At 67.4% G+C, this 20,588-nt stretch carries 18 protein-coding genes; 5 read left to right on the top strand and 13 right to left on the bottom strand.

What is annotated here, in order from left to right; all coding sequences use genetic code 11:
- Position 1: 1 nt before the first annotated feature.
- The 3 genes from OX459_RS12405 to OX459_RS12395 form a co-directional block, all read right to left on the bottom strand.
- Positions 2 to 2,422, bottom strand: coding sequence for a TonB-dependent receptor (locus tag OX459_RS12405; protein ID WP_289905254.1), 2,421 nt, complete (start codon positions 2,420 to 2,422; stop codon positions 2 to 4).
- A 62-nt stretch (positions 2,423 to 2,484) separates the two neighbouring features.
- Positions 2,485 to 3,453, bottom strand: a complete 969-nt coding sequence (locus OX459_RS12400; protein ID WP_289905253.1) for a FecR domain-containing protein — start codon at positions 3,451 to 3,453, stop codon at positions 2,485 to 2,487.
- 1 nt (position 3,454) lies between these two features.
- Positions 3,455 to 3,982 carry a sigma-70 family RNA polymerase sigma factor gene (locus tag OX459_RS12395; RefSeq protein ID WP_289905252.1) on the bottom strand — a complete coding sequence of 176 codons (528 nt, stop codon included), beginning with the start codon at positions 3,980 to 3,982 and terminating at the stop codon, positions 3,455 to 3,457.
- Between the two features lie 185 nt (positions 3,983 to 4,167).
- On the opposite strand from OX459_RS12395, the gene OX459_RS12390 reads away from it, so the two are divergent.
- Positions 4,168 to 5,154 (top strand): magnesium and cobalt transport protein CorA, encoded by a 987-nt coding sequence (locus tag OX459_RS12390; protein WP_099664247.1) that lies wholly within the window; start codon positions 4,168 to 4,170, stop codon positions 5,152 to 5,154.
- A gap of 9 nt (positions 5,155 to 5,163) precedes the next feature.
- Here OX459_RS12390 and OX459_RS12385 read toward each other — a convergent pair whose 3' ends face one another.
- The 5 genes from OX459_RS12385 to OX459_RS12365 all read right to left on the bottom strand — a co-directional run bounded on the left by OX459_RS12385 (position 5,164) and on the right by OX459_RS12365 (position 9,775).
- Positions 5,164 to 5,862 carry an alpha/beta hydrolase gene (locus tag OX459_RS12385; protein ID WP_289905251.1) on the bottom strand — a complete coding sequence of 233 codons (699 nt, stop codon included), beginning with the start codon at positions 5,860 to 5,862 and terminating at the stop codon, positions 5,164 to 5,166.
- Positions 5,863 to 5,941: 79 nt separating this feature from the next.
- Entirely contained in the window at positions 5,942 to 6,880 is a 939-nt protein-coding gene (locus OX459_RS12380; protein WP_289905250.1) for an alpha/beta fold hydrolase, read from the bottom strand.
- Positions 6,877 to 6,999, bottom strand: a complete 123-nt coding sequence (locus tag OX459_RS12375) for a hypothetical protein (protein ID WP_289905249.1) — start codon at positions 6,997 to 6,999, stop codon at positions 6,877 to 6,879. Before OX459_RS12375 ends, OX459_RS12380 begins: the two co-directional genes overlap by 4 nt.
- Before the next feature lie 101 nt (positions 7,000 to 7,100).
- Positions 7,101 to 7,946 (bottom strand): universal stress protein, encoded by an 846-nt coding sequence (locus tag OX459_RS12370; RefSeq protein WP_251349026.1) that lies wholly within the window; start codon positions 7,944 to 7,946, stop codon positions 7,101 to 7,103.
- Between the two features lie 23 nt (positions 7,947 to 7,969).
- Positions 7,970 to 9,775 carry an alpha/beta fold hydrolase gene (locus OX459_RS12365; RefSeq protein ID WP_289905248.1) on the bottom strand — a complete coding sequence of 602 codons (1,806 nt, stop codon included), beginning with the start codon at positions 9,773 to 9,775 and terminating at the stop codon, positions 7,970 to 7,972.
- A 425-nt stretch (positions 9,776 to 10,200) separates the two neighbouring features.
- Here OX459_RS12365 and OX459_RS12360 point away from each other — a divergent pair, with 425 nt between their 5' ends.
- On the top strand, positions 10,201 to 10,458 hold the full coding sequence (locus tag OX459_RS12360) for a hypothetical protein (protein WP_289905247.1): 258 nt from the start codon (positions 10,201 to 10,203) through the stop codon (positions 10,456 to 10,458).
- 135 nt (positions 10,459 to 10,593) lie between these two features.
- Here the strand turns inward: OX459_RS12360 and OX459_RS12355 are convergent, their stop codons facing one another.
- Positions 10,594 to 11,496, bottom strand: coding sequence for a LysR substrate-binding domain-containing protein (locus OX459_RS12355; protein WP_289905246.1), 903 nt, complete (start codon positions 11,494 to 11,496; stop codon positions 10,594 to 10,596).
- Between the two features lie 123 nt (positions 11,497 to 11,619).
- Here OX459_RS12355 and OX459_RS12350 point away from each other — a divergent pair, with 123 nt between their 5' ends.
- Genes OX459_RS12350 through OX459_RS12340 form a run of 3 tightly spaced genes read left to right on the top strand, consistent with a single transcriptional unit; the run spans position 11,620 to position 14,678 of the window.
- The gene (locus tag OX459_RS12350) at positions 11,620 to 13,017 is read left to right on the top strand and encodes an MFS transporter (RefSeq protein ID WP_289905245.1); all 1,398 of its coding nucleotides are present in this window, start codon (positions 11,620 to 11,622) and stop codon (positions 13,015 to 13,017) included.
- On the top strand, positions 13,014 to 13,637 hold the full coding sequence (locus tag OX459_RS12345) for a glutathione S-transferase family protein (protein ID WP_289905244.1): 624 nt from the start codon (positions 13,014 to 13,016) through the stop codon (positions 13,635 to 13,637). The genes OX459_RS12350 and OX459_RS12345 overlap by 4 nt, the downstream gene beginning before the upstream one ends.
- Before the next feature lie 18 nt (positions 13,638 to 13,655).
- A complete protein-coding gene (locus OX459_RS12340; RefSeq protein ID WP_289905243.1) occupies positions 13,656 to 14,678 on the top strand; it encodes an LLM class oxidoreductase in 1,023 nt (340 codons plus the stop codon).
- A gap of 7 nt (positions 14,679 to 14,685) precedes the next feature.
- Here the strand turns inward: OX459_RS12340 and OX459_RS12335 are convergent, their stop codons facing one another.
- From OX459_RS12335 to OX459_RS12320, 4 genes are all read right to left on the bottom strand, one after another.
- Complete coding sequence (locus tag OX459_RS12335) at positions 14,686 to 15,972, bottom strand: DUF445 domain-containing protein (RefSeq protein WP_289905242.1); 1,287 nt, start codon at positions 15,970 to 15,972, stop codon at positions 14,686 to 14,688.
- Between the two features lie 77 nt (positions 15,973 to 16,049).
- Positions 16,050 to 17,447 carry an amino acid permease gene (locus OX459_RS12330; RefSeq protein ID WP_289905241.1) on the bottom strand — a complete coding sequence of 466 codons (1,398 nt, stop codon included), beginning with the start codon at positions 17,445 to 17,447 and terminating at the stop codon, positions 16,050 to 16,052.
- Between the two features lie 208 nt (positions 17,448 to 17,655).
- Complete coding sequence (locus OX459_RS12325; protein ID WP_289905240.1) at positions 17,656 to 19,443, bottom strand: MFS transporter; 1,788 nt, start codon at positions 19,441 to 19,443, stop codon at positions 17,656 to 17,658.
- Between the two features lie 50 nt (positions 19,444 to 19,493).
- Positions 19,494 to 20,588 (bottom strand): N-acetylglucosamine-6-phosphate deacetylase, encoded by a 1,095-nt coding sequence (locus tag OX459_RS12320; protein WP_289905239.1) that lies wholly within the window; start codon positions 20,586 to 20,588, stop codon positions 19,494 to 19,496.

The raw sequence follows: 20,588 nt of genomic DNA, 5'->3' as shown, positions 1-20,588 counted from the left end.
TTCAGAACCGGTACGTCAACGTCCCCCGCACGCTGCGCGGGACGCCATACGTGCCTTGCGCGTAGGTGTTGATGTTGATGTATTTCTTGTCCAGCGCGTTTTCCACGTTCAGCTGGGCCGTCAACTGGCGCGACAGCTGGTACGTGGCCATCAGGCTGACTGTGCTGTAGGCTTCCTGCGTCATTCTTTCCTTGCCGTTCGGGCCTTCGTCGTCAAAGTAGAACTTGCTTTGCCAGTTGACGCCGCCGCCCACGGTGAGGTCGGGCTTTACCTTCCAGGTGGTGAACAGGCGCGCCGTCGAGCGGGGGGACAGGGTGTTGATATCCTGCTGCTCGCGGTCCCTGGCGCGGAAGTGGCTGGCGCTGGCCGTCACGTTCCAGCCCGGCGCCAAGCGGCCCGACAATTCTCCCTCGATGCCGCGGCTGGTGGCGCCGCGCGCCGCATAATACGCCTGCGTGGTGGTGCCGGGAATCCTGTGCGCGCCGTCCGGCTGGGCCAGCTTATCCTGCTTGATCTCGAAGATGCCGATGGAACCGTTGGCCCGGCCCCCGGCCAGTTCTCCCTTCAAGCCCACTTCCATGCTTTGCCCCGTCAGCGGGTCCAGCCAGGCGCCCGTGCGGTCCTGGTTTTCCTGCGGGCGGAAGATGTCCGTGTAGCTGGCATACGCCGAATAGGTGTCGTTCAGGTCCACCACCACGCCCGCATACGGCACGAACTTGCTCTTGGCGAAGGCAAAGCGGGCGCTGCCGTCAAAGCCGATGCGGTCCTTGTCCCAGCGGCTCAAGCGACCGCCGAGTATCAATTTGGTGTTGTCGGCAAGGTTCAGCCGCGCCGCACCATACGCGCCATATTGTTTGGTCGTGTATTTTTCCGACAGCACGAGTTCGCCCCAGGCCGGCTGCGGGTAGCTGCCATCCCAGGCGAGGAAATTGCCGATCGGTTCAGGGTCGAGCGCTTCCTTGACGCTGAACTCGGCGTGCTGCACCGTGTAGTTGGCCCCGACGATGACTTCATGCTGGCGTCCGCTCAGGGTAAACGGGCCGGACAGCTTCATGTCGGCGCTGCTCTGGTCGCGCGCGCCGATGTAGCGGTTCGGATAGCCGAGCATGCCCAGGCCCGTGATTCTATCGGGCCGATCCGCCAGGAATACCAGCGGCGTGTCTTCCGTGTGCTTGCTGTACATGGCTTGCGCCTGCGCTTTCCAGCCCTGGCCCAGCGCGTGTTCCACGGTGGCGTGCACATTCGTCTGTTCCGTGGCCCAGGCGGCCCAGCGGGGCGCCGTCGTGACGGATCGGTCGAAATTCGTGCGCGTGCCGTCGCTGTACCACAGGGGGAAGCCGCCCCAGTTGCTGCCTTTCGGGTCGTTCTTCTGGTAGCTGGCGCCCAGCATGGCCACGGTGCCGGGCGCCAAGTCCGCTTCGACGGTGGCGTAGACGAGCTGGCGCTGGTTCGAATAGCCATTGGTAAACGACTTGCGGTCTTGCCAGGCGCCCGCCACGCGGCCGCGCACGGAGCCATCCCCGTTCAACGGCGCGGCCAGGTCGAGCGTGCCCCGGTAATCGCTCCACGAGCCGGCCGCCAGCGACCATTGCCCTTCGAATTGCCTGGCGCTGGCCCGCTTGCGCACCAGGTTGATCGAGGCGGACGGGTAGCCGGCGCCCGTCAGCAAGCCCGTGGCGCCCCGCGTCACTTCCACGCGGTCGTAGATCAGCGAATCCATTTCCGATTCGCCGCCCGAATACTGCACTTTATAGGTGGTGGGCACGCCGTCGTACTGGAAGTTGTCGACGTCGAAGCCGCGCGCGGAAAAGGTGCTGCGTTCCGTGTCGAACTGGTTGACGGCGATGCCGGGCGTATTGCGCAGCACGTCGCGCACCGTCAGCAAGTCCTGGTCGTCCATGCGCTGGCGCGTGATGACGCTGACCGATTGCGGCGTCTCGCGCAGCGACAGCACCAGGCCCGTGGCGCTGGCCGTGGCCGGCGTCGTGTACGAGCCCGTGCCTTCCGTATTCGTGCTGCGCTCGGCCGTGGCGCGCACGGCGATGCCGGGCAGCGTGGCCGCGTCGGCCGCCGAAGGCAGCTTGCGCACGGCGTAGTGGCCACCGCCCTGGTCGACAGCGTATAAGCCGCTGCCATCGAGCAGGCGGGCGAAACCGTCGGCCACCTGGTAATTGCCGTTCAAACCGCGGCTGTTCAAGCCCGCATACAGGCCGGCGGCGCCGGAAATGCTGACCCCGGCGTCGGCCGCAAACGCGGACAGGACGGCACCGAGGGGGCCGGCGGCCACCTGGTAGTGGCGCGCGGGCGCCTGTTGCGGTTGCTGCTGGGCGGATGCGGGCGCGCTTAGGGCCAGACTGCCCAGCAGGGCCAGGGTGATGCTGGTGTGGCGGTAGTGCTTCATTGCTTGTTTCCCTTCGTTCATGTGTTGGTCCTGTGTGGATTGACGGGGCACATGACGGAAAGGGACATTGTTCTCAAAAATTTTTATGCGGGCTCGACGGAAATCCACCAACGGCTGTGGCGCTGCACGCGGATGGGCAGCGACGCTTGCAGCAGGGCCAGCAGGGCGTCCGTGTCGCGCAGCTGGTACACGCCCGACACGCGCAGCCGCGCCACGGCCGGATCGCAGCGCACCACGCCGTGGCGGTAGCGGGCCAGCTGCGCCAGCACCTGCTCCAGCGGCGTGTCGTCCGCGTACAGCAAGCCCTTGAGCCAGGCGGCCGCGTGCGGCGCCAGCGGCTGCGGCGCGCCGGCGGCCGTTTCATCGAAACTGGCTTGCCAGCCCGCCTGCACGATGACGGGCGTGCCGTCGGCTGGCCGCACTTCCACGGCGCCCTGCGAGACGGCCACGTGGGTGCTCGCGCCCAGCACGCTGTCGTCCTGGCGCACCGTGAAGCGCGTGCCGAGGGCGCGGATGCTGCCGTTGCTGGTGCGCACGATGAAGGGACGCCCGAGGGGATCGGGGCTGGTCGCCACGTGTATCTCTCCGCCGCGCAGCTGGACCAGGCGCAGCGCGTCGCTGAAAACGATGTCGGCGGCGCTGGCCGTATTCAGGCTCAGGCCGCTGCCGTCGGCCAGGGTGAGGTGGCGGATTTCGCCTGTCGCCGTGCGCAGGTCGGCCGTCCATGCCTGCCATGGCGCCACGCGCAGCATGGCCCAGCCGGCTGGCCCGGCGACGATCACCACGGCCAGGGTCTTCAGGATGGCGCGGCGCTGCGCGCCGGACGGGCGGTCCAGCACTTGCCTGGACAAGGGCATGGCCAGCGGCGGGGGCAGCATGCCGAAGGTGCGGCATACTTGCTCGGCCCGCTGCCACGCCGTTTCATGGTCGGGGTGGGCGGCGCGCCAGCGGGCCAGCCCCTGCTGCGCGGCAGCGTCGAGTTCGCCGCCTTGCAGGCGCATCATCCAGTGCGCCGCTTCGCGCGCGGCGCGCGCATCGAGGGCCGCGCTCATGTCAGGCCAGCAGCAGGATGCATTGTTCGAACGCCTGCACCATGTAGCGCTTGACGGTGCGCTCGCTTACTTTCAGGCGCGCGGCGATGTCCGCATACGCCATGCCTTCCAGCTGCGACAGCAGGAAGGCCGAGCGCACTTTCGCCCCCAGGCCGTCGAGCATGGCGTCGATCTGGTGCAGGGTTTCCAGGATCAGCAAGCGGTCTTCCGCCGACGGCGTGACGGGGGCGGGCAGCTGCGCCAGTGTGGCCAGCCAGGCCTGCTCCAGCGACTGGCGGCGGTAATGGTCGATCAGCAGGCGGCGCGCCACGGTGGTCAGGTAGGCGCGCGGCTCGCGCAGGGTGACGGTGCGCTCGCCGGGCGTGGCCAGCAGCTTGATGAAGGTATCCTGCGCCAGGTCGGCCGCGTGGTCCGTGCAGGACAACTTGCCGCGCAGCCAGCGCAGCAGCCACGGATGGTGCTGGCCATACAGCTGACTCAATGACACGGGGCTTTGAGAATCGGCGGCAGGCGATACGGCATACGTCACGGCACACTCCAGGTTGGCGCGGAAGTCCCGTGCCGCTGGCGCATGCAGGCTCTTCTTAAATGCGAATGGTTCTCATTTTACATTGACGTGCCCGAATGTCAATGCGGCAGCCGGATTGGCATGGCAATCATGCGCTTTCCGCTATACTGGCCCCCCAATATTGTTGCCCCTGGCCGAAAAACACCATGGACCTGAGTACCCACGCCGCCGTCGTCAATTGCGAAGCGTATCGCGACGGCAAGAAGATCGCGCACTTTGATATCGACAAGGTGGGCGACTTCCTCGGCGACCCCGATTGTTTCGTGTGGATCGGCCTGGCCAGCCCCGACGTCACGGCCATGCACGCGCTGCAAGCGGCCTTCGGCTTGCACGAACTGGCTGTCGAGGATGCGCAGGGCGCGCACGAGCGCCCCAAGCTGGAAGAGTACGGCGACACCCTGTTCATGGTGATGCACACGGCCACCCTGGATGGCGAGGCCATCGTCTACGGCGAAACCCACGTCTTTCTCGGTCCCCGCTTCATCATCACGGTGCGCCACGGCGCCTCGGCCGGCTATGCGAAGTTGCGCGAACGCAAGGAAAGCATGCCCGAGAAGCTGGCCAGCGGTCCCGGCTACGTGCTGTATTCCATCATCGATTTCATCGTCGACCAGTACCAGCCGTGCATCGACCATTTGCAGGCCCGCTTCCAGCACCATGAGCTGCAGCTGTTCAAGCCCAGTTTGAGCGAGGACAAGCTGCAGGATTTCTACCAGCTCAAGACGGAGCTGCTGAAGCTCGACGCGGCCGTCAATCCCCTGCATGACATCTGCACCCAGCTGATCCGTTTCCATGGCGATATCGTGCCCAAGGAAAACCGCATCTATTACCGCGACATTCTCGACCACGTGAAACGGGTCACGCATACGGCGGGGCAGATGCGCGAGCTGGTCAATTCGGCCATGCAGGTGGCGCTGGGACAGATTTCCATCCGCCAGAACGAGGTCGTCAAGCGCCTGGCCGCCTGGGCCGCCATCCTGGCCGTGCCCACCATGGTCTTCAGCCTGTACGGCATGAATTTCGAATTCATGCCGGAACTGAAGTGGCGCGGCAGCTATCCGGCCGTGATCGTCGTCATCATCGCCGGCTGCTGGTGGCTGCACCGCCGCCTGAAGCGCGAAGGCTGGCTGTAGCCGGCAGGCTTACGCCGCGGCCACCGCACTTGCCGCCTCCAGTATCAGCGCCGCCACTTCCACGGGGCGCGAGGCCAGCGAGGCGTGGCTGGCGTTCAGGGTGATGACCTTTCTCGCTTGCAGGCGCGCCGCCATGCGCTCCTGGTTGACGGGGGAAATCATGCGGTCGGCGCTGGACACCTGGTACCAGCTGGGCTTATGTTTCCAGGCCGGGTCGCTGACGGTGTCGCCGAAGGTGCTGGCCAGCGGCGCTTTCTGCACCACGCCCAGCACGGCGCCTTCTTCCGCGTCGAGGTCCTGGCAAAAGCTGTCATGGTATTGCTCGGGCTTGACCCACAGATAGCCGTCGCTGTCGCCTTCCAGGCTGGCCGCGCCCAGGGGCGGGTGTTCCTGCGTGATGCTGCCCGGGCTTTCGCCCGCGTCGGGGGCAAAGGCGGCGATGTACACGAGGCCCGCCACATTCGGCGCATTGCCGGCCACGCTGATCACGGCGCCGCCGTAGGAGTGCCCCACCAGCAACACCGGGCCATCGACCTGCGCCACCATCTTGCGTGTGCGCTCGGCGTCGTCGGCCAGCGACGTCAAGGGCAGTTCGACGGCGCGGATGGCCGTGTGGCCCTGGCGCCGCAATTCGAGGATGACGCGGCTCCAGTGGGCGGCGCCGCCCCAGAAACCGTGGACGAGGACGATGGTGGCTTGCTTGCTCATGCGGAACTCCTTGGGACAAGGGAAACGGAGAAGACCGCGCCGTGTGCGAGGCGGCACTGCGCGGCGGCTGGCTGCACGCCTATTGTAGACCTTCCCAGCGCATGGCCTCGATGGCGTCGACCACCGTGCTCTCGTATTCGATGAAGAAATCGCTGTGGAAGCCGTTGCGCATCACCAGGTGGCTGCTGTCGGGCAGGGCGGCGGCCAGGCGCTCGCCGTCAGCCAGGCGCAGCGGCCGGATAAAGTCGAGTACTTCCTGCGCGGCGGCCCGGGTGGCGGGATCGGCTTGCAGCAGCCATGGAAACAGGTTGCGCAAGGTGCCGGGATCGACGGTGACGATCAGCGCCGGCGCGCGCACGCGGCGGTAGTCGGGCGAAAAATTGTGCGCGGCCACGTCCATGGCCCTGGCGACGGCGGGCGGCGTGTTCGGCCGCACCGAACCGTCGGGCAGCACTTCCAGCGCATCGCGCCAGTTCGCTTCCAGCGCGGGCCACCATTGCTTGTTGATGCGCCTGCCATAGGCGATCGAGGCGTCCAGCGATGCCAGGTCGGCCGGGCCGGGCGTCGGTTCGTCGTAGGGCGTCGGTGCGGGTTCTTCATAGCCTCCGCTGGCCAGGTAATCGAAGGTCGTGTCCAGGTAGGCGAGGCCCCGCACGCGCCGCGGGTGGCTGCCGGCGAACAGGGTCAGCTCGTTGCCGGCGATGGAGTGCCCGGCCAGGATGATGCGCCCGATGCGCAAGGCGTCGAGTACGGCCAGCAGGTCGGCCACCAGGGTGGCGGGAGAGTAGCTGGCGTCGCTGGCGGGCGTTGGCTTGCTCGACGAACCGTAGCCGCGCCGCGTGACGGCCAGCACGCGGTGGCGGCGCGCCAGCGCGGGCGCCAGGCTGTCGAACGCATGCGCATTGGCGCCCAGGCCGGCCAGCAGCACGATCACGTCGTCGCTGTCGCCCCGTGCCGATGGCCAGTCGCGCACGTGCAGGCTGACGCCGGGGGCGACGCCGATCTGCCGGTCCGTCACGCCGCATGCGGCGGCAGCGAACTGCCGCCGCATGCGGCGAGGCCGGCCAGCGCCGTCATCCCCGACAGAAAGTGTCTGCGGGCGTGGAAATGCGCGGGGGCGCCGGGTGTCTTGCTCATGCTGTACTCCTGGTGTGGGTAAGGGCATGAGCAGTGTCGCCGCCGCGCATGAAGCGCGGATGAGGGGCGGGTGAAGGAAGGCTGAAGGCCCGCCGGCCGCGCTAGTGCGACACCAGCACCGGCAACGTCGTCTCTTGCAGCACCGTGCGCGTGACGCCGCCCAGCAGCGCTTCGCGCAGGCGCATGTGGCCGTAGCAGCCCATCACGACCAGGTCGCAGCGCCGCTGCGCGGCCATGGCCAGCAGGGCCGTGCCCACGTCCTGGCCCGGCGGCGTGTCGTGCTGCAGCACCTCGACGTTGACGCCGTGGCGCGCCAGGTACAGGGCCAGGTCGGCGCCCGGCTGCTCGCCATGCGCGGCCGGCTGGGCGTGCGAATTGACGACGGCCAGGGTGACTTGCCGCGCCTTTTGCAGCAGCGGCAGCGCATCGGTGATGGCGCGCAGCGCTTCGGCGCTGCCGTTCCAGGCCAGCAGCGGATGCTGCGCGGCGCCCGCCGGCGCGGCGGAGGGCGCGTGCGGCACCATCAGCACGGGCCGGCCGCAATGGAGCATCAGGTATTCGGCCGTGCCGGCGATGACGCGCGACGGCGTATCCTGCGCATCCGTCTGGCCCAGGATCAGCAAGTCGCAATAGCGCGCCTGCAGCAGCAGCGCTCCTTGCGCGTCGTCGTCGACGAAGCGCGTTTCGTAGGCGCCCAGGCCTTCCTCGCGCGCGATGCGCTCGAAGTCGTGCAAGGCTTCGCTGGCCTGGGTGCGCAGCGCCTGCATCTGCGCCGGCGCAAACTGCAGCGCGTTGACGCCGCCGCCATACGCGTAGCGCGAGATGCCGCTCATGGCCGAACCGATCAGGTGCGCCCCTTCGGCGATGGCCAGGCGCACGGCCAGGCGGATGCGCTGGGCGCAGTGGCGGGAATTGTCGACGTGGACCAGCAGGGTGGTGTAGGGCATGGCGTTTCCTCGGTTGTCAGTTGTCAGGTCTGCAGCACGTAGCTGCCCGGCGCGTCACCCAGGTCGGGGCCCATGGCCGGCGGCGCCACTTGCGCGCCCGCTTGCTGCGCCAGCCAGGCTTGCCAGGCGGGCCACCAGGAACCGTCATGGTGCGGCACGTCGCGCTGCCAGCTGTCCGCGTCGACATACGGCGCGTCGTGGCGGTGAGTGGCCAGCTGGTAGCTGCGGCGCGGCTGCCCCGGCGGTGAGACGACGCCCGCGTTGTGGCCGCCCGAGGTGAGCAGGAAGGTGACGTCCGTGTCGGTCAGCAGCTGCAGTTTGTAGACGGAGCGCCACGGCGCCACGTGATCCGTCAGGGTGCCGACGGCAAAGATGGGCGCATCGATGTCGGGCAGGGCGATGTGGCGGCCTGCCGTGCGGTAGCGGCCTTCGGCCAGGTCGTTGTGCAGGAACAGGCGGCGCAGGTATTCCGAATGCATGCGGCAGGGCATGCGCGTGGCGTCCCCGTTCCAGGCCATCAGGTCGCTGTCCTGTTCATCTTGTCCCAGCAGGTAGTGGTTCAAGCGGCGCGACCAGATCAGATCGTTTGAGCGCAGCAACTGGAAGGCGCCCGCCATCTGCTTCGTATCGAGGTAACCCTGCTTCCACATGGCCGCTTCCAGGAAGCTGACCTGGCTGTCGTCGATGAACAGCGACAGTTCGCCCGGCTCCTTGAAGTCCACCTGCGAGGCCAGCATGGTGAGGCTGGCCAGGCGCGCATCGCCGTCGCGCGCCATCGTCGCGGCGGCGATCGCCAGCAGGGTGCCGCCCAGGCAGTAGCCGGCCGCGTGCACCTGCGGCGCGCCCGTGATGCGGGCAACGGCGTCGAGCGCATCCATCACGCCCAGCTGGCGGTAGTCTTCCAGCGACAGCTCGCGGTCTTCTTCCTGCGGGTTTTTCCAGGAAATCATGAACACCGTGTGGCCCTGGCCCACCAAGTAGCGCACCAGCGAATTGTGCGGCGACAGGTCGAGAATATAGAACTTCATGATCCAGGCGGGCACGAACAGCAGCGGCGTGGCATGCACGCTCTCCGTCGCGGGCGCGTACTGTATCAATTCGATCAAGTCATTGCGGTAAACCACCTTGCCCGGCGTGACGGCCACGTTTCCGCCCACCTTGAACGTGGCTTCGCCGGCCGCGCCGGCGCCCATGGCGGCGCGCTGCCAGTCGTCGGCCGCGTGGACCATGCCGCGCGCCAGGCTGGCGCCGCCGCTCGCGAGGGTGGCTTGCTGCACCACGGGATTGGTCAGCAGGAAGTTCGACGGCGCCAGCATGTCGAGCCACTGGCGCACGGTGAACGTGACGACATCCTCGTGGTGCGGCGAGACGCCGCGCACGCCCGTGGTGGCGCGGTGCCACCACTGCTGCTGCAGCAAGAAGCCCTGGTAGACGAGATTGTAGGGCCAGCGTTGCCAGGCCGGGTCGTCGAAGCGCCGGTCCTGCGGCAGCGGCGCGATGCACGGCGGCTCGGCGGCGCCGCCGGTCAGGGCCGATTGCCAGGCATATTGCTGCCAGCGGCCGATCTTCTTCCACGCTTCCTGCAGCAGCGTTTGCTGCTTCGACGGCGCCAGCGCCAGGTGGCTGAGCCAGTCGGCATACGCGTTGCCCAGCGCGGCCGGCGAAATGCCGCCCGTGAACTTGCCCAGCCAGGCGTTCAGCAGCAGGTCGAGCGTGGCGCCTTCCGGCGCGCTTTCCGGATAGCCGGGAACCGGCACGCCTTGCCAGGCGCTGCCCAGGCGCTCATGTGCAAACTTTTGCTCCGCATTGCTCGACTGCGTCTTGTTCATCCGGGGCTCCCGTCATTTTTTTACAGGATAGCAAGAGCTTGTTCAAAAAATTATGATCTACATCAAGTTTGGCGGGATGCCTGCGGCCGGCAACCTGCCACCGGAATGATTGAGTCCGTTTGTTGCATAAACGAACTGCATTCCAATGAATTTACTGATTGCAATGATTAAAAGTGAATTTTTCATGCGGCAATATCCGGATTCGATGGCGGCGCCAGCCTCCAGTTCCCCATTTTACACTCTGTCAAGGCGGATTTCTTTGCGCAACCATGCATGCTGGCAAACCAAAAAAATTGTTTCTTTTTGGATTTATTTATTGTATTTGGTAAATTTATGCAGCAAAATTCCATTACAGCCTGAGCAGCAGGCGTGCAGGCCGTTCAAGCCGGCGGGACAGGCCGGTAACCGGAATCGAGGAGAGGGACATGCTTACGAACTGGATGACAAGCGGCAGGGCAGATGCCTGCAGGGGCAATACGGCGTTCAGGCGCGGCATGGCGCGCGATACCGCGGGCGCTGTGCGACCGGCCCTGAGCCGCCTGCAGGCGCTCGCCTACCTGGCGCTGCTGTTGGCCGTGCTGCCCGCCGTAAGCTGCATCGCCATGGGACGCGCCGGCGTGCCGGTGCTGTTCAGCACCGCGTGCGGCGTGGTGTCGTGCGCGGCCGGGGGGCATGCGCTGTAAGCAAGCCCCAATATAAGCCCCAGTAAATGATTGCGATTTCTGGCTTCCATAAGCGGCGCTGTGCGTCGCAGCGGGCGCCTTGCCTGGCATCCGATCTTGTTCTTCATGAATTGACAATAATTTCCTGAGGATTACTTAGCGCGTGGCCTGCGCTTCCTCGCAAATCCATGCCATGAATGCCTGCACGGCGGGGCGCGTGGCTGCGTCGGGCCGCGTCACCAGGTAGTAGGCAAAGCGCGCGGGCCACGGCAAGTCCAGCACTTGCACCAGGCGCCCGGCGGCGATTTCTTCCTGCGCGTACAGCTGCGGCACCAGGGCCAGGCCCTGGCCCGCCTCGGCCGCGCGTATCAACAGAAAATCATCTTCGAAGGCCGAGCCGCGCAGCGCCCGCGCCGCATCCTCGCTGCCGTCCGGCGCGCCATGCGCGGCCAGCCACAGGGGCCAGTCGGCGCTGTCCGTGTCGTGCAGCAGCGGGTAGCGCAGGCAATCGGCCGGCGTGGCGATGGGCGCCTGGCCCGCCATCAGGGCCGGGTTGGCGACGGGCACCAGCACGGGCGCCATCAAACGCGTCACCTGCAAGCCCGGATAGTCGCCCAGGCCGTGGCGCAAGGCCACGTCGACCCGGTCGCGGCGCAGGTCGACCAGCGCGGATGTCGCTTCCACGCGCACCTCGATATGGGGATGGCGCTGGTTGAAGCGGCCCAGGCGCGGCACCAGCCACGCGGCGGCAAAGGTGGCGACCGTGCTGACGGTGAGCGTCTGGCGCGCGCCCATGTCTTCCAGCGCCTGGCTGGCGCCGGCGATCTGCGTGAAGGCGCCCAGCAGGGCGGGGTGGACCCTGGCGCCCGCCTCGGTCAGGCGCAAGCCCTGGCGTTCGCGCGTAAACAGGGGCATGCCGACCCGTTCTTCCAGCAGGCGGATTTGCTGGCTGACGGCGCCCGACGTCACGTGCAGCGCTTCGGCGGCCGCCTTGATGCTGCCGCGCTGGCCCACTTCGACAAAGGCGCGCAGCGCCTGGAGCGGTAAAGGATGCGTCATCGATATAGTTTTTCTAAAGTCAAGCGCGAAAAAACATCGTTTCTGTTTCGCTCTTGGAAAACGCATTATAGGGGAGTTCGGCGTTCTTTTGACGTCGAGTAAAACTATATCGATAGGATCTCCATGTTACTTTCACATCGGCAGCTTTGCCTGCTTTTGCTGTGCACCACGCAATTCGTCGCCTTGCTCGATTTTTCCATCACCATGATCCCCTTGCCGCAAATCCAGCACAGCCTGGGCTTCACGCCCGGCGGGCTGCAATGGGTGATCAATGCGTATGGCGTGGCCATCGCCGGCTTCCTGCTGCTGGGCGGGCGCGCGGCCGACCTGTTTGGCCGCCGCCGCGTCTTCATCGCGGGGCTGTTGCTGTTCACGGCCGCCTCCCTGCTGGGCGGCTTTTCGCACAGCCCGGCCATGCTGGTGGCCACGCGCGCGCTGCAGGGCTTCGGCGCCGCCATGTTTTCGCCTGCCGCGTTTTCCCTGCTGCTGGCCGTGTTTCCCGAGCCGGCGCAGCGCAACCGGGCGCTCGGCGCCTGGACGGCCGTGGCGGCCAGCGGCTTTGTCGCGGGACTGATACTGGGCGGCTTCATCACGGACCTGCTGGGCTGGCGCTGGGTGCTGTGGATCAATGTGCCCGTCGGCTTGCTGGTGCTGGCCCTGTCGCCGGCCTTGCCCCAGGGCCGGCCCGATGCCGCCGCGGCTGGCGGCTCGCTCGACGTGTGGGGCGCGCTGCTGGTGGCGTCGGGCGCGGCGACGCTGGTGTTTGCCTTTGCCAATAGCGAGCATGTGGGATTGGCGCATCCGCTCACGTTTGGCCTGGTCGCGCTGGCGCTGGCCCTGCTGGCGCTGTTCGTCTGGGTGGAGGGGCGCGTGGCCACGCCGCTGATGCCGCTGGCCGTCTTCCTGCGCCGCTCGACGGGCGGCGCGAATATCGTCTCCCTGCTGGCCAATACGGCCCTCGGCCCCACCTTTGTCGTCGTGGCGCTGGCCATGCAGGAAGTGCTGGGATTTTCCGCCACGCGCACGGGACTGGGCTTGCTGCCGATGGCCGTCGCCTTTACCCTGGCCAGCGCATGGGCCGGACCGGCATTGATCGCCCGCTGCGGCACCAAGCCCGTCATCGTTGGCGGCATGCTGCTGTTCATCGGCGGCCTGGCCATGCTGGGCGCGTCGCTGGCCACGCTGGCGTCGTGGGCCGCCTCCATCCTGCCCGGCACCGTACTGGCCGGCATCGGCTATGGCCTGGCGTTTCCCGCCTGGACGGTGGCCGGCATCGATGGCGTGCCGGAAGCGGACCATGGCCTGGCGGGCGGCATGCTGACGACCACGCAGGAAGTCGGCTCGGCCGTCGGCCTGGCCGTGGGCGTGGCGGTCAGTATCGCCGTGCTGGCCGGCGGCGGCACGGCCGCACAAGGCTACAGCGGCGCCATCCTCGTTTCCGCCTGCCTGGTGGCGGCGGGCCTGGCCTGCGCCATCGTCATCCTGCCCGGCAAGGCCGCGCGCCAGGAGGCGGCGTCATGATGGACTTGTACACCGACAGCTCGCCCAACGGTTTCAAGGCCACCATCGCGCTGGCCGAACTGGGCTTGCCCTATCGATTGCGCCATGTGCGTATCGAACAGGGAGAACACCGCTTGCCCGCCTTCCTGGCCCTCAATCCGCACGGGCGCATTCCCGTGCTGGTCGACCACGACACGGGCATCACCGTGTTCGAGTCGGCCGCCATCCTGCTGTACCTGGCGGAAAAGACGGGGCGCCTGCTGCCGGCGCAGCCACGGCAGCGCTGGGCCGCCATCACCTGGCTGCAATTTCACGCGGCCAGCATGGGGCCGATGCTGGGCCAGCGCGTGCACTTTGAACTGGCCGACGGCGGCGCGGATGTCGCCGCCACGGCGCACTTCCGCCACTTGTGCGACGCCGCGCTGGCCACCATGGACGGCCGCCTGGCGGACCACGCCTACCTGGCCGGCGACGACTATTCCATCGCCGACATCGCCAGCTTCGGCTGGCTGCACATCGCCGACCTGGTCGGCTTCAAGCTCGATGACTGGCCGCACGTGGCCGCCTGGTACGCCCGCGTGGCGGCCCGCCCGGCCGTGCAGCTGGGCATCACGCTTCCCGCGCCCGCCACGGGCGCTTGACCTATATCAAGGAACAATATGACGATCGATACCAGCGGCGCGTCTTTGCACGCGTTTGCCCACCATGCCGGCTACCGCCGCATGTTCGCGCCCGGCGCGCTCACCCTCGGCATTTATCTGCCGCTGCGCTTTTACCAGGGCGACATGCAGGCGCTGGCCGGCCAGGCGGACCTGGTCGCCGCCATGGACCGGCAAGGCTTTGCCGCCGCCTGGGTGCGCGACATTCCCCTGTTCGACCCGCGCTTCGGCGATGCGGGCCAGTTGTTCGACCCGTGGACCTATCTGGCGTATCTGGCGGCGCGCACGGAGTCGCTGGCCCTGGCCACGGGCAGCGCCATTTTCACCCTGCGCCATCCGATCGACCTGGCCAAGGCGGCCGCCAGCATCGACCAGTTGTCGGGCGGACGCCTGGTGCTGGGCACGGCGTCGGGCGACCGGGCCAGCGAATTTCCCGCGTATGGCGTGCCATACGCCACGCGCGGCGCGCGTTATGCGCAGGCCGTGCACATGTTCCGCCAACTGCTGCGGGCAGGCCCCGCCAGCATCGACGGCCCGCTGGGCAGCCTGGCTGGCCTGGAACTGCTGCCCAAGCCCGTGGCGGGCGCCATTCCCCTCGTCGTCACCAGCTCCTCGGGCCAGCCGCTGGAGTGGATCGGGCGCCACGCCGATGGCTGGCTGACGTATCCGGAAGCGACGGATACGCCGGACGGGCCGCGCCGGCTGGCGGACAAGATCCGCGCCTGGCGTCGGTGCATCCCCGATGGCGGCTTTCGCCCGCACATGTGCAACGAGTGGCTGGACCTGGTGGACGACCCCGATTACCCGCGCACGCCCGTGCGCAGCGGCTATGTGCTGCGCACGGGACGCAAGGGCTTGATCGACTTGCTCGGTGAATGGCGCGAAGCGGGCGTCAACCATGCGGCGCTGGGCATCCAGCATGGCCAGCGCCCGGCCGCGGAGGTGCTGCAGGAACTGGCGCAGGAAGTGCTGCCGCATTTTCCCTCGCATGCGGTGCCGGCCGGCGCCGTGCCGCGCTGGTGACGGCGGCCTAAAACAGCTGGGTAGCCGTATAAATCAGCAAACCGGCCAGGCCGCCCACGACGGTGCCGTTGATGCGGATGAATTGCAGGTCGCGCCCGATGGCCAGTTCGATGCGCTCGCTCATCTCGTCCTTGCTCCACAGGTCCAGGCGGGCGGCGATGAAGGCGCCCACCTCGCCCCGGTAGCGGCGCACCAGCGCGCCGCTGCCGGCGACGATGGCGTCGTTCAGCCATGCCCGCGCAGCCTGGTCCGCGCCCAGCACCGTGCCCGTGTTCTGCGCCAGGCCGGCGATGGCTTGCGCCAGCACGGGCTGGTCGGCGTGCAGGTCGGCCAGCAGGCGCGCGCGGAGGTGGTTCCAGACGTCGCCCAGCATGGCTTGCACCGTATCGCTGGCGATCAGCTGCAGCTGGTAGCGGCGCACGGTCTCTTGCCACTGCGGGTCCGCCTTCAGGTGCAGCGCACTGTCGGCGATCCAGCCGGCGATGCGCTGGCGCAGCGGGTGGGCCGGATCGACGCGCACGGCGAGGGCGAATTTCTGCAGCGAGGCGATCATCCGCGGTTCATACGCTTTCACGGCTTTTTTCACCAGCGCGTTCTCGATCTGGAAGGCGCCTAGCACGAAGTCGCCGATGGCGGCGTGGTGGTGCTCATCGTCCAGGTAGGCGGCGCTGCGGTCGAGCAGGAAGTCCAGCAATTCCTGCGGCTTGCCGTCGGCGATCAGCGCATCGATGCAGTCGGCCGCCACGTCCGACAAATTCAATTGGCCCAGGTAGCCGCTGGCCTGCTCGCGCAGCAGACGCCCCAGTTTGTCGTGGTCGGCCATCGCCAGCAGTTGCCTGGCGACACCGGCGCCGGCCATGCCCAGCTGCCGCGCGTGCGTCTCGTCACCGAGCCAGGCGCCCAGGCGCGCGGCGGGGTCGGCTTGCACGATGCGTTCGGCGATGCCTTGCTCGGTAATGAAATGGTTTTCCACGAAGGCGCCCAGGCTGCGGCCGATGTCCGCCTTGCTGTTCGGGATGATGGCCGTATGCCACAAGGGGATGCCCAGCGGGTGGCGGAACAGGGCGACGACGGCGAACCAGTCGGCGATCGCGCCCACCATGGCCGCTTCGGCGAACGCTTCCACGTAGCCCCAGGCGGGATGGCCGCCCCGCTGCGAGCGGGCCACGGCGAAGACCAGCGCGGCCAGCAGCAGCAAGCCGACGGCCAGCCACTGCATGTTGCGCAGGCGCGCGCGTTTGAGCTGGTCCGTGCTCTGGTCCAGCTGTGCGATGAGGTCGGGGGAACGTTGCATGGATGGCGGCCTGCGGTGGTTGCGAGACCGCCATCTTAACTGGGGCAGCGACAGGATATGTCGCTGCAGGGGATTTTTTACTGCGGCGGATGCAGCAGCGAACGGCGACGCGCGTAGCCGAAGTAGATGACCAGGCCGATCACCAGCCAGATGGTGAAGGCCACCCAGGTGACCCAGCTGAGGAAGCTCATCAGGCCCACGCACAGGATCACGGCCAGCGCCGGTACGTACGGCACGCCGGGGCAGCGGAAGGCGCGCGGCAGGTCGGGACGCTTCTTGCGCAGCACCACCACGGCAACCGACACCATGGTGAAGGCGGCCAGGGTGCCAATGTTGATCAGCTCGGCGAGGATGTTGAGCGGGATCACGGCGGCGATCAGGCCGAAGACGATGCCGACCAGCCAGGTGGCGAAGAACGGCGTGTGGAAGCGCGGGTGCACGGTGGACAGGCGCTTGGGCAGCAAGCCGTCGCGCGACATGGCGAAGATGATGCGCGTCTGGCCAAATGCCATCACGAGGATCACGGTGGTCATGCCGAGGATGGCGCCCAGGTCGACGAAGCCGGCGATCCAGTTTTCGCCCGCATACTGCAGGGCCAGCGAGACGGGATGGTCGACGCCGAGGAATTTTTGATATGGCACGATGCCCGTCATGATGGCCGACACCACCACGTACAGCACGGCGCACACGGCCAGCGAGCCGATGATGCCGATCGGCAGGTCGCGCGACGGTTTCTTGACTTCCTCGGCGGCCGAGGTGACGGCGTCAAAGCCGATGAAGGCGAAGAAGACGAGGGCGGCGGCGCTCAGCATGCCGTGGTAGCCGAACGGCATGTAGGGCTGCCAGTTGGCCGGCTGCACGTGGCGCGCGCCGAAGATGATAAACAGCAGTACCACGCCTACCTTGATGGCGACCATGACGTTGTTCAGGCGCGCCGATTCGCGCACGCCCCAGCCCAGCATGGCCGTCAGGGCCAGCATGATGACGAGGGCGGGCAGGTTGATGAAGGTGGTCACGCCGGGCAGCGCGCCGGGGGCGGCGGTGAGCGCGACGGGCAGGGCGATGCCGAAGCCCGACAGCAGCGACTGGAAGTAGCCGGACCAGCCGACGGAGACGGCGGCGGCGGCCAGGCCGTATTCGAGCAGCAAGTCCCAGCCTATCATCCAGGCGGCCAACTCGCCCAAAGTCGCATAGCTGTAGGTGTAGATGGAGCCGGCCACCGGCACGGTGGAGGCAAATTCCGCGTAGCACAAGGCGGCGAAGCAGCAGGCGACGGCCGCCACGACAAACGACAGCGACAGGGCGGGGCCGGCCGTCAGCGCGCCCGTGCCGGTGAGCACGAAAATGCCCGTGCCGACGATGGCGCCGATGCCCATGAGGACAAGGTCGAAGGGCCCCAGCACCTTGGCCAGACCTCCTGGCTTCTTGCTGTGGGCAATCATGTCATCCAAATTCTTGGTTCTAAATAAGCTCACTGTGTCTCCTGGTGGTTTTTGTCATGGCGCCATTGCCGCCTCGTGAGTAGCACGACGCAGCCAGATTCTAGCCCAGGCGCCCAAGATTCCAGAAGGAAAACCGTACTTTGGCGTGCGCGCCAGCCCGGAAGCTTGTCTTGCGGGCAAAAAAACAGCCCCGGAAACGGCCGGGGCTGAAAAGGAGACTGCTACAAATGGTTACTTTGGCTTACTTTGAAAAGTGCGCCTCGATCTCTTCCAGTGTCTTGCCTTTGGTCTCCGGCAGCAGGAAGGCCGCCGCCAGGAAGTACAGCACGGTGCAGCCGGCGCCGAAGAAGAACAGCGTCGAATAACCGTGCAAGCCCACGGTCGGCAGGAAGATGGCGGCGATCACCGTCGAGACGAACTGGTTGACCAGCAGGGCGATGCTCATGCCGTTCGAGCGGATGCGGGTCGGCATCAGCTCGGACAGGGCCAGCCACACGCACACGCCCGGTCCGACGGCAAAGCTGGAAACGAACACGCAGATGGCGATCGCCACCAGCCAGCCGTGCGTGGACGAAGGCACGGGGCCCAGGCTGGCCTTCTCGATGCGCAGCGGCGCCTCGCGCCCGGCGGCCGGGTCGGCGAACGGGTTCAGGTGCAGCTTGCGGAAGAACACGCCGATCACGCTGTCGGCCTGCACGGCGTCGGCGCGGGCGATCGTCACCTGGCGCAGCACGGGATCGTCGCTGCGCAGGCTTTTCACATTGGTGAACGGGCCGTAGGCGTAGGCGATGGTCAGCTGCTGCGGCGTGCCGTCGGTTGCCGCGCCCAGGGCCGCCAAGGTGGCCGCATCGAGGTGCAAGGCCAGGCTGTCCGCTTGCACCTGCGTGGCGATGGCGGGACGCACGTCGGCCAGGTGCGCTTCGGCGCCGCGGAACAGCAGGCCGGCCGCCAGCAGCGAGACGACGATGCCGCCCGTGCCCAGCATCAGCAGGAATTTGCGGCCCTTGCGGTCGACCAGCAGCACGGCCACCACCGTCATCACGGCGTTCAGCACCTTCAACAACACGTCCGCCATGTTGGCCGAGGCGCCGGACAGGCCTGCCTGGTTCAAGATATTGACGACGTAGGCGAGGATGGAATTGATGCCCGTCGCCTGGGTGCAGGCGAGGATCAGGCAAGCGAGCAGGAAGGGCAGCACGTAGCGGCGGCTCAGCAGTGGATCCCTGGCCTTGCCGCCGGCCTTGGCCGTATTTTCCGGCGTATCCTGCATCTCGCGCAGTTCGATGTCGGCGTCGGCGGGCAGGCGCGTGCGCAGCAGCGACTGGCGCGCCTGCTCGATGCGGCCCCGTTGCGCCAGCCAGCGCGGCGATTCGGCCAGCAGCAGGGCGCCGATGGTAAATACGAGGCCCGGCGTCAGGCAGACCCAGAAGATGCTGCGCCAGGCGTGGTCCTTGGCGGTAAAAATGGCGGCGATGCGGCCCGCTTCCGGCAGCGCTTGCGCCGCCTGCGTGGCCGTTTCCACCGTCTGCGCCTGCAGCAGGCCAATCAGGGCTGCTGCCACCAGGCCGATGGTCAGCAGCAGCTGGAACAGGGCGGCGCCCCGTCCGCGCTGCTGCGCGGGCAGGCATTCGGCCAGGTACAGGGGCACGACGACGCCGATCAAGCCGCCGCTGATGCCTTGCAGCAGACGGCCCAGCAGCAGCGGCATGTAGCCGTCGGCCAGCGCGATCAGCGGGATGCTGGCGCTGAACAGGGCGCCGGCCAGGAACATCACCCAGCGCCGGCCAAGCAGGTCGGCCAGGGCGCCGGCGAACAGCGAGGAGAGGACGGAGCCCAACAGCACGGCGGCAACGATAAAGCTCAGCTGCTGGGCCGTCAGTTTCCACGCCACCGAGGCCGTCGATTCCAGGTAGGGCAGGGCGCCGGCGATGATGCCGATGTCTATGCCGTACAGCAATCCCCCCATGCCGGCAATAAATAGCAGGTAGCGCATGGCCCACACGGGGGCCTTGTGTGACGTGTCGTGCATGAAAACTCCGGGACGGGGTTGAGGTTGGGGGCTGGGTCTAGAGACTGAATCTAGCGGGTGGAAAGATCGATGGCCGCGCCTTCGACGAAGACGGACACTGGCTGTAATGTGGAATCGAGGACGACGATATCGGCCCAGGCGCCGGGCGCCAGGCGGCCCCGTTCGGATTCGCCCAGGTAGTCGGCCGGGTACAGCGACAAGCGGTTCGAGGCGTCGGCCAGGTCCAGGCCCAGGTCGACGAAGTTGCGCAGGGCCTGGTCCATGGTCAGCACGCTGCCGGCCAGCGAGCCCGTGGCCAGGCGCACGCAGCCCAGGCATTTATAGACGCGCTGCGTGCCCAGGCCGTATTCGCCGTCCGGCATGCCGGTGGCCGAGGTGGCGTCCGTCACGCCGTACAGGCGGGGGATGGCGCGCAGGGCCGCGCGCAGGGCGCCCTTGGCCACGTGCTGCAGGTCGGGGATGATTTCTGCGTACTCGGCATGCGCCAGCGCCGCGCCCACCATGCCGGGGTCGTAATGCGTCATGCCCGTCATGCCGTTGTACAGGTGGGTAAAGCCGGAGACGCCGGCGTTGAGCGCCGCCACGCCTTCGTCATACGTGCCGGCGCTGTGGCCGATCTGCACGCGGATGCCCATCGCCGCCAGTTGCGGGATCAGTTCCAGGTGGCCGGGGATTTCCGGCGCCATGGTTAGCACCTTGATGGGGGCGATGGCGTGGAAGCGCTGCACCAGCGCCAGGCTGGCCTGCACCACGTCGGGCGGCTGCGCGCCCAGGCGGTGCAGATTCAGGAACGGGCCTTCCAGGTGCACGCCCAGCATGCGCGCGCCGTTGGCGGGGCGCTCGGCGATGACGCTGGCCAGGCCTTGCAGGGCGCGCAGGATCGACGGCTCCTTGGCCGTCAGGGTGGTGCCCAGCAGGGCCGTGGTGCCATGGCGCGCGTGTACCTGCGCCACGGTGGCGCCCGCGTTGTCGCCTTCCATGATGTCGACGCCGGCCGCGCCGTGCACGTGCAGGTCGATGAAGCCGGGCAGGATGGTCAGCGCGCTGTCGGCGGCAGGGTCTTCTTGTATCTGGACGATGCGCTGGTCAAAGGTGATGGTGCCCGTGATCCAGCCAGATGGGGTAAGGATTCTGCCGCTCAGCAT

The sequence above is a fragment of the Janthinobacterium sp. SUN026 genome (assembly GCF_030397625.1).
GTDB lineage: Bacteria > Pseudomonadota > Gammaproteobacteria > Burkholderiales > Burkholderiaceae_D > Janthinobacterium > Janthinobacterium kumbetense.
The sequence above is the reverse complement of the archived record's forward strand: the minus strand, read 5'-3'. Positions and strand labels throughout refer to the sequence as shown.